This window comes from Methyloceanibacter marginalis (assembly GCF_001723295.1).
GTDB classification, from domain to species: Bacteria; Pseudomonadota; Alphaproteobacteria; order Rhizobiales; family Methyloligellaceae; genus Methyloceanibacter; species Methyloceanibacter marginalis.
The window spans coordinates 1-8155 of sequence record NZ_LPWD01000134.1; the positions used below are offsets into that span (position 1 = coordinate 1).

5 protein-coding genes and 3 pseudogenes are annotated in these 8155 nt (G+C 64.9%); 3 read left to right on the plus strand and 5 right to left on the minus strand.

Translation table 11 applies throughout. The features are described 5' to 3' along the window. Both AUC71_RS05965 and aat read left to right on the plus strand, forming a co-directional pair. Nucleotides 1–797, plus strand: a pseudogene (locus AUC71_RS05965) (ATP-binding protein); the annotation flags it as partial. 84 nt (nt 798–881) lie between these two features. Beyond that, nucleotides 882–1393 (plus strand): annotated as a pseudogene (gene aat, locus AUC71_RS17450) (leucyl/phenylalanyl-tRNA--protein transferase); the annotation flags it as partial. A gap of 246 nt (nt 1394–1639) precedes the next feature. Here aat and AUC71_RS20890 read toward each other — a convergent pair. The 5 genes and pseudogenes from AUC71_RS20890 to AUC71_RS05985 form a co-directional block, all read right to left on the minus strand. Beyond that, nucleotides 1640–1906, minus strand: a pseudogene (locus AUC71_RS20890) (DUF2155 domain-containing protein); the annotation flags it as partial. A 200-nt stretch (nt 1907–2106) separates the two neighbouring features. Then, nucleotides 2107–2556 (minus strand): hypothetical protein, encoded by a 450-nt coding sequence (locus tag AUC71_RS20895; RefSeq protein WP_244500823.1) that lies wholly within the window; start codon nt 2554–2556, stop codon nt 2107–2109. Further along, nucleotides 2510–2896, minus strand: coding sequence for a class I SAM-dependent DNA methyltransferase (locus AUC71_RS20900; RefSeq protein ID WP_244500824.1), 387 nt, complete (start codon nt 2894–2896; stop codon nt 2510–2512). Before AUC71_RS20900 ends, AUC71_RS20895 begins: the two co-directional genes overlap by 47 nt. Further along, complete coding sequence (locus tag AUC71_RS05980) at nt 2896–3273, minus strand: NADH:ubiquinone oxidoreductase subunit NDUFA12 (protein ID WP_069623535.1); 378 nt, start codon at nt 3271–3273, stop codon at nt 2896–2898. Before AUC71_RS05980 ends, AUC71_RS20900 begins: the two co-directional genes overlap by 1 nt. Before the next feature lie 8 nt (nt 3274–3281). Then, nucleotides 3282–3950: a response regulator gene (locus AUC71_RS05985; RefSeq protein ID WP_069623536.1), complete on the minus strand. Its 669-nt coding sequence runs from the start codon at nt 3948–3950 to the stop codon at nt 3282–3284. A gap of 417 nt (nt 3951–4367) precedes the next feature. Between AUC71_RS05985 and AUC71_RS05990 the strand changes: the two genes are divergently transcribed. Further along, nucleotides 4368–8066: a vitamin B12-dependent ribonucleotide reductase gene (locus tag AUC71_RS05990; protein WP_069623537.1), complete on the plus strand. Its 3699-nt coding sequence runs from the start codon at nt 4368–4370 to the stop codon at nt 8064–8066. The last annotated feature ends 89 nt before the right edge of the window (nt 8067–8155 follow it).

Here is an 8155-nt window from a genome sequence, read left to right on the forward strand (position 1 = left end):
CGAGCGCGCGCCGCCTTCGGCGACGACACGGTCTATCTGGAGAAATATCTCGGAAGCCGCGCCACATCGAGGTGCAGGTGCTGGCCGACGGCAACGGCAACGCCATTCATCTCGGCGAGCGGGACTGCTCGCTGCAACGCCGCCACCAGAAGCTTTGGGAAGAGGCCCCCTCGCCCGCGCTGAACGACAGCGAGCGCGTGCGCATCGGCGAAATCGTGGCGGCGGCCATGCGCAAACTAAAATACCGCGGCGTGGGCACCGTGGAGTTCCTCTACGAGAACGGCGAGTTCTTCTTCATCGAGATGAATACAAGGCTTCAAGTGGAGCACACGGTCACCGAGATGATCACCGGGCTAGACCTGGTGATCGAGCAGATCCGCATCGCCGCCGGCGCGCCGCTTTCGCTCAAGCAAGAGGACGTGCACTTCAACGGTCACGCCATCGAATGCCGCGTGAATGCCGAGAATCCGCACACCTTTCGTCCGTCGCCGGGGACAATCACCCATTTTCATCCGCCGGGCGGGCTTGGCGTCCGGGTCGATTCAGGCGCTTACGCGGGCTACACCATTCCGCCGTATTATGACAGTCTGATCGGCAAGCTCATCGTGCATGCCCGCACGCGCAACGAATGCTTGATGCGGCTCAAGCGGGCACTTGGAGAATTCGTCGTCGATGGCATCGAGACTACGATCCCGCTGTTCTCTTCGCTTATTTCGGAACCGGACATCGTCGACGGCGACTACGACATTCACTGGCTTGAGGACCATCTGGCGCCCAACACGGAGCGCTCGGGATAGCGCGTCATGACCTCCATCGACGACGTGATGATCGAGATCACGCCGCAGGTGCTGCTCAAGGCGTATGCCTGCGGCATCTTCCCGATGGCGGAGAGCGCGGACGACAACGCCCTTTATTGGATCGACCTGAGCGGCGGGGTATCTTGCCGCTCGACGACGTGCACGTGCCGAAGAGCCTGGCGCGCACCATCCGCCGCGGCGGCTTCGACGTCAAAATCGACAACGACTTCGAAGGCGTGATCGAGGGCTGCGCCGCGCCCAGGGCGGGACGCCGCTCAACCTGGATCAACGGCCGCATCCGCGGTCTCTATCGAGAGCTGTTCGCGCTCGGTCATTGCCACACGGTCGAGGTCTGGCAGGAGGGCGAGCTGATCGGCGGCCTTTACGGCGTGCATCTGGGCCGCGCCTTCTTCGGCGAAAGCATGTTCTCCACAGCGCGGGACGCCAGCAAGATCGCACTGGTCTATCTCGTCGCCCGTCTGAAATATGGCGGCTTCACGCTGCTCGACACCCAGTTCGTCACCGGACACCTCGCCCGCTTCGGCGCCATCGAGGTCAGCCGTCAGACGTTTCAGCGCCTTCTCGAAGAGTCGTTGGGCACGAGCCAGGGAAGCACGCCGTCGTCGGGCTCGGCTTCCGCGGCCGGCGGCGGCGCGGGCGCTGCGTCCGCAGGCGGCAGCGCAGGTGCCGGCGCTGGCGCATGCTCTGCCTCGGCCGCTTCCGGCACCTCGCCGGAAGGCGCATTCGCCGCGCTTCAGAGGCGTCCCGCCGATCGGGGTCTTGCAGTTGGTCAGCCAGACATCGAACACCGGGTGCTCCACAGCGTGAAGGCCGGGGCTTTCGGCGAACATCCAGCCCGTGAAGATGCGGTGCTCCTCGCCCGTGAGCTTGACCTCGTCGACCTCCACGAATGAGGTGGTATGCGGCGTCTCGGTCGCCGGGCGCGTATCGCAAATACGCGGCGTGACCTTCAGCGCGCCGAATTCGACCGTCTGATCGATGGGAACTTCCAGATGTGAGATGCGGCCCGTCACTTTGTCGAGGGCGGCGAAGACGGCGACCTCGTTTTTGATGGCCTCGGCATGGAGAGCCTCACCCGGCAGCGCCATGGCGCATGCCGCAACCGCTGCCAAAAGCGCCCAGCCGACGAGCCCCGCCGATCCATGGAGATCCTTTCGCTTCGCATCACGCTGCACGCCTCATGCCGCCCTGCCCCTTGCCGGTTGCCCCGGGTGTGCTCCCTTAGCATCAAACGCCTCGTCGATCATTGGGGCAACGGTGTGGCACAGGCGCCTCACCCCTGAGCCCCCTAGTCCTCGGCATTGCGCTCGGCGCTGAACCGGAGCCGGACATGATCGGCGGTCCAGCGACCTTGGGCATCGCAGAGGGACGGCCGCAAGAGCTCCAAAGCCTCGTTCAGGACCACGGTGCGCTCGGGCTCCTCGAACTGGTCGAAAAAGGAACGGCCGAAGGTCCTGAGCCAGCCTTCCATGCCCGTCTTGAGCGGGGTCGGACGCGGCACGAGAGCGATCTCGCGGACGCTAAAACCGTGCTTGCCGAGAAGGCCGCCATATTCCTCCACGGTCGGGAAGAACCACGGCGCCACATGCGCCGGGTCGCCACCGCGCGATGCGCCCACCGCCCGCATGGCCGTGGCGATGGCAGCGACATTGCCGTGACCGCCGAGCTCGCCCACGAACCGGCCGCGGGGTTTAAGCGCGCGCGCCACGCCGGCGATCACGAGAGCGGGGGCACGCATCCAATGCAACGCCGCGTGGAGAACACCGCGTCGAACTCCTGCACGAAGTCGAGCGCGTGGCCGTCGGCCTTGCGGACGTGAGGCCTTTCATGCGCGCCACGGCAAGCAGCTCGTCCGAGAGATCGACGCCGAGCACGTCGGCTCCCGCGGCCTTGATCTCCGCGGTCAGCGTTCCATCACCGCAGCCAAGGTCGAGGATGCGCTCGCCGGGCTTCGGCGCGAGCATGGCGAAGATGGGACCCGCCAAATCCTGCACGAAGCGCCCGTTCTTCGCATAGTCGGACGCCGACCAGCGCTGAACGACAATGGGCGGCGCGGTGTCCGTCGTGGCTCCGTGCATCACTCGGGTCGCCACGGCTCGTAATCGAGGGGCTGGTCCTTGACCTTCGGGCGCAACACCGAGCCGGGCGGCCGGTAGGCCTCGTAGGTCCCCGTCATGTTCGGACGGTGCGCTTTTTCCCAGGGCCGCGGGCGGTAGTCTTCCTCGGTTGGAAGCTCATCCACGATGAAATGCAGCCAGGCGTGCCATGCGGGCGGGATTTGCGTGGGCTCCGACAGGGTCGCGTAGGTGACCCAGCGGCGCGTGCCGTTGCGCTCCCGGTAGTAGATATTGCCGAGCCCGTCCTCACCGACTCGCTCGCCCTTCCGCCAAGTGTAGAGGCGCGTGCCGATGGTGTTGCCCTTCCACCAGGCAAACATTTCACTGAGAAGTCCCATGGATTGGTTCAGCGTCTTTGTGAGAGCGTCAGCCCGGGACTATGGCCCTTGGTGCGGGCTCCTGTCCAGCGGCCCAAAGATCCGCTAGTTCTGCGCCGCCCGCAGCCTGACCGCGTAGCTTCCGCACCCGCAAGCGTCTCGGTGTCGCCCACCGCAAGCGGCGCCTTGGCGGGCATTGGCTGGTAGGCGGGACGCGGGACGCTCAGCGCCAAGCGCTCTTCGAGGCCAGCAACCACGTAATGGCCGTCGATCAGCTCGAATTGACGGTCGTCGTTCACCAGCCAGTCGAGCCGGCGATAGAGCGTCGAGGCCGAGGTGGGCAGCACCAGGACCTGATGAGCCCCTGCCCTGAGCGCTTCGGCGACGAGGCCGGCCTTGGCGTGAGCGCTCATGATCATGGCGGGCACGAAACAAAGAGGGCCGGCGTCTTTGTTGCGCATGGACCTGACGAGGTCCGCGCCGCCGAACGGCTGCATGGAGGCCGCGGCGATGACCACGTCCGGCGCGCTCCGCCGCATGGCCAACAGTGCTTCCTGGGGATTTTCGTGGGTCTCGATCCGCCCGGCGCCGATCGCCGCCAGCATGGCGCGCATCATGGCGAGCATAGGCCGGCGGTTGTCGATAACAGAGACAAGGAGCTGATCGAGGTCGCGTCCGAGCGCGCGATGATGCAACATTGAATCCGACTCGATTCCCGCCCGGCGCAGACGTCCGCCTCTTTGCAGGGAAATTACGCGTAAACTGGTGAATAGAGGGTGAAGGGCCGGCGTTCGCGCGGGCGCCCTGCCGGCCGCGCACCGACCCCCGCCTTCAACAGGTTTTGCACGGGGGCGGCGCTCAGGCCCCCGGCGCAGGCCCCGTTTCCGCGAGAGGCAGAAATCGCGGTTTTCAGCGGCCTTTCCTGGTCGCCGGTTGCAAGTCGTCCACCAGCTTTCCACATACTATTCCTGCCCCTGCCCACAGGGTTTAGTGGTAAAGTAACCTCTGAGCGCTAGATATTGATAGGGCGATTGATGCGGGGAGAGAATCGCCTCAGTTTCGAAGGTTCGCGCGATGGCGCTACCGAACGCATGATTGAGGGGGATACGAGCAAGATGCGGATTCAAAGACGTTTTACCGAGCCAGGACAGTCACCTTATGCGGGGATCGCCTTCCGCGAGAGCGGCAGCGAGATCAAGAACCCGGACGGCTCGGTCGTCTTCGCTCTGGAGCGGTTTTCCGTGCCGGACCATTGGAGTCAGGTCGCGGCGGATATCCTTGCCCAGAAGTATTTCCGCAAAGCCGGCGTGCCCGCGAAGCTGAAGCGCGTCGAGGAGAATTCCGTGCCGTCTTGGCTGTGGCGGTCGGTGCCCGACACCGACGCGCTCGAGGCGTTGCCGGAAGCCGAGCGCTTCGGCAGCGAGGTCGACGCCCGGCAGGTGTTCGACCGGCTGGCCGGCACCTGGACCTATTGGGGCTGGAAGGGCGGCTATTTCTCGACCGAGGAGGATGCGTCCGCCTTCTACGATGAGATGCGCCACATGCTCGCCAAGCAGATGGGCGCGCCGAACAGCCCGCAATGGTTCAACACGGGCCTCCACTGGGCCTATGGCATCGATGGGCCGAGCCAGGGCCACTATTACGTCGATTTCCGCACGGGCGAGCTGAAGGCGTCCGAGTCCGCCTACGAGCATCCCCAGCCTCATGCCTGCTTCATCCAGTCGATCGAAGACGATCTCGTCAACGAGAACGGCATCATGGATCTCTGGGTGCGCGAGGCGCGCCTCTTCAAGTATGGCTCGGGCACCGGCACCAATTTCTCGCGGCTGCGCGGCGAGAAGGAGCCCCTGTCGGGCGGCGGCAAATCGTCGGGCCTGATGAGCTTCCTTCGGATCGGCGACCGGGCGGCCGGCGCCATCAAGTCGGGCGGCACCACGCGCCGCGCCGCCAAGATGGTGGTGGTCGACATCGACCATCCGGATATCGAGTCCTACATCAACTGGAAAGTGGTCGAGGAGCAGAAGGTGGCGGCGCTCGTCACCGGCTCGAAGATCCTGTCCGAGCGGCTCAATGCCGTGCTCAGGGCTTGCGTGAACTGCGAGGGGGACGGCGACGACTGCTTCGATCCCAAGCGGAACCCGGCGCTGAAGCGCGAGGTCAAGAACGCGCGGAAGGCCAAGGTGCCCGACAACATGGTCCGGCGCATGATCCAATTCGCACGCCAGGGCTATACGTCCATCGACTTTCCCACTTACGACACGGACTGGGACTCCGAAGCTTACCGCACGGTCTCCGGCCAGAACTCCAACAACTCGGTGCGGGTCACCGACGAGTTCCTGCAAGCCGTGGAGGCCGACGGCGATTGGGACCTGATCCTGCGCAAGAACGGCGGCGTGGCGCAGACGCTGAAGGCACGCGATTTGTGGGAGCAGATCGCTACGGCCGCCTGGGCCTGCGCCGATCCCGGCATTCAGTTCCACACCACCATCAATGACTGGCACACCTGCCCGGCGGCCGGCGATATCCGCGCCTCGAACCCGTGCTCGGAGTACATGTTCCTCGACGACACGGCCTGCAATCTCGCCTCGCTCAATCTGATGGCGTTCCGCGCCGCGGACGGGAGCTTCGATATCGAGGGCTACGAGCACGCCGTCCGGCTGTGGACCATCGTGCTCGAGATCGCCGTGACCATGGCGCAGTTCCCCTCGCGGCAGATCGCACAGCTCTCCTACGAGTACCGCACGCTTGGGCTGGGCTACGCCAATATCGGCGGCCTGTTGATGGCCTCGGGCATTCCATACGACTCCGATGAAGGCCGGGCGCTCGGCGGCGCGCTCACCGCCATCATGACCGGCGTCGCCTACGCGACGAGCGCCGAGATGGCGCGCGAGCTCGGAGCCTTCCCCGGCTATGAGGCGAATCGCGAGGCCATGCTCAAAGTCATCCGCAATCACGCCCGTGCCGCCCGCGGCGAAGCCGACGGCTACGAGGAGCTGGCCACGCCGCCGGTGCCACTCGACCATGCCGCCTGCCCCGACCCGCGCCTTCTGGCCCATGCCATGCGGGCCTGGGATCAGGCCCTCGAACTCGGCCGGGACTTCGGCTACCGCAACGCGCAAGCCACGGTGATCGCGCCGACCGGAACGATCGGCCTGGTGATGGATTGCGACACCACCGGCATCGAGCCCGACTTCGCGCTCGTGAAGTTCAAGAAGCTCGCCGGCGGCGGCTACTTCAAGATCATCAACCGCATGGTGCCGCAGGCGCTCGAAGGGCTCGGCTACGGCGCGGACGAGATCAAGCGCATCATCGACTATGCGGTGGGCCGCGGCACGCTTAGGGACGCGCCAGGGGTCAATCACGAGACCCTCGCCGCCAAGGGCTTCACCCCGGAGAAGATCGAAGCGGTGGAGAAGACCATGTTGGCCGCCTTCGACATCAAGTTCGTCTTCAACAAATGGACGCTTGGCGAAGCCTTCTGCACGGAAACGCTGGGCCTTGCGGCGGCGCGGCTCGACCAGCCCGATTTCGACCTCCTGGCGGAGATCGGCTTCTCCAAGGCCGACATCGAGGCGGCCAACGAATATGCCTGCGGTGCCATGACTCTCGAAGGGGCGCCGGGGCTCGATCCTGCGCATCTGCCGGTGTTCGACTGCGCCAGCCCATGCGGCCGCAAGGGCAAGCGCTCCCTCTCGGTGGAGACCACATCCGGATGGCCGCGGCGCAGCTTCATCTCCGGCGCGATCTCCAAGACCATCAACATGCCGAACGACGCCGGCGTCGAGGACTGCAAGGAGGCCTATCTCCTGTCCTGGCGCCTGGCGCTGAAGGCCAATGCGCTCTACCGCGACGGCTCCAAGCTGTCCCAGCCGCTCAACGCGCAGCTTCTCGCCGAGGAGGAAGAGGAGCAGGACGACGTGCTGGCGGCGATTGCTTCCGATCAGCCGAGCGTGCAGCGCGCCACGGTCATTGCCGAGCGCGTGGTGGAACGGATCGTCGAACGGGTGCGGGCCCGGGCCGAACGCTTGCGATTGCCCGACCGGCGCAAGGGCTACACCCAGAAGGCCGTCGTCGGCGGTCATAAGGTCTACTTAAGAACTGGCGAGTATGACGACGGTCGGTTGGGCGAGATCTTTATCGACATGCACAAGGAAGGCGCCGCCTTCCGCTCGCTCATGAACAACTTTGCGATCGCGGTGTCCGTCGGCTTGCAGTACGGCGTGCCGCTGGAAGAGTTCGTCGATGCCTTCACCTTCACGCGTTTCGAGCCGGCAGGCCCCGTGCGCGGGAACGAGGTCATCAAGAACGCCACCTCGATCCTTGACTACCTGTTCAGAGAGCTTGCAGTTTCTTATCTTGGGCGGTACGAGCTTGCTCATGTTGATCCAAGTGAGATCGGCAGCACAACCCTCGGCTCCGGCGACGTTAGCGAAGGCGACCGTCTCCCCGAAGCTCTTGTTTCACCCGGCTTCACTCGTGGTCGCCTCGGTGAGCGTCCGTTCTTCGGGCCGAGCAAAGCGCAAGGCAGAAGCGCTCCAGCGCGTGCGTTACAGGCAGAAGCCGATGACGATGCACTCCAGGACGCGACCGGCCTTGCCGCCGCATCACCTCAATCCCCTCAGTCGGACACGGTCGAGCATGTTGCTCTCGCCGTCGAAGCCCTCGCCGAACGCGGTGCGTCAGTTCTTGTCGCCGAAGCGCGCGTTAAGGGTTATGAAGGGGAAGCATGTGGAGAATGCGGTAACTTTACCCTCGTACGAAACGGCACCTGTCTCAAGTGCGACACGTGCGGATCGACGAGCGGGTGTAGTTAGAGTGTTTTGATCAGCCAGCCACCCGATAGGAGGGGATGAAAATGGCAGTAGCGAAGAAGAAAGCGAAGAAGGCCCCGGCCAAGAAGGCC

Bases quoted from the DNA above. Each gene is read 5' to 3' on its own strand.
- AUC71_RS20895 (WP_244500823.1), bottom strand. From the start codon at position 2,556: ATGCGTGCCCCCGCTCTCGTGATCGCCGGCGTGGCGCGCGCGCTTAAA.
- AUC71_RS20900 (WP_244500824.1), bottom strand. From the start codon at position 2,896: ATGCACGGAGCCACGACGGACACCGCGCCGCCCATTGTCGTTCAGCGC.
- AUC71_RS05980 (WP_069623535.1), bottom strand. From the start codon at position 3,273: ATGGGACTTCTCAGTGAAATGTTTGCCTGGTGGAAGGGCAACACCATC.
- AUC71_RS05985 (WP_069623536.1), bottom strand. From the start codon at position 3,950: ATGTTGCATCATCGCGCGCTCGGACGCGACCTCGATCAGCTCCTTGTC.
- AUC71_RS05990 (WP_069623537.1), top strand. From the start codon at position 4,368: ATGCGGATTCAAAGACGTTTTACCGAGCCAGGACAGTCACCTTATGCG.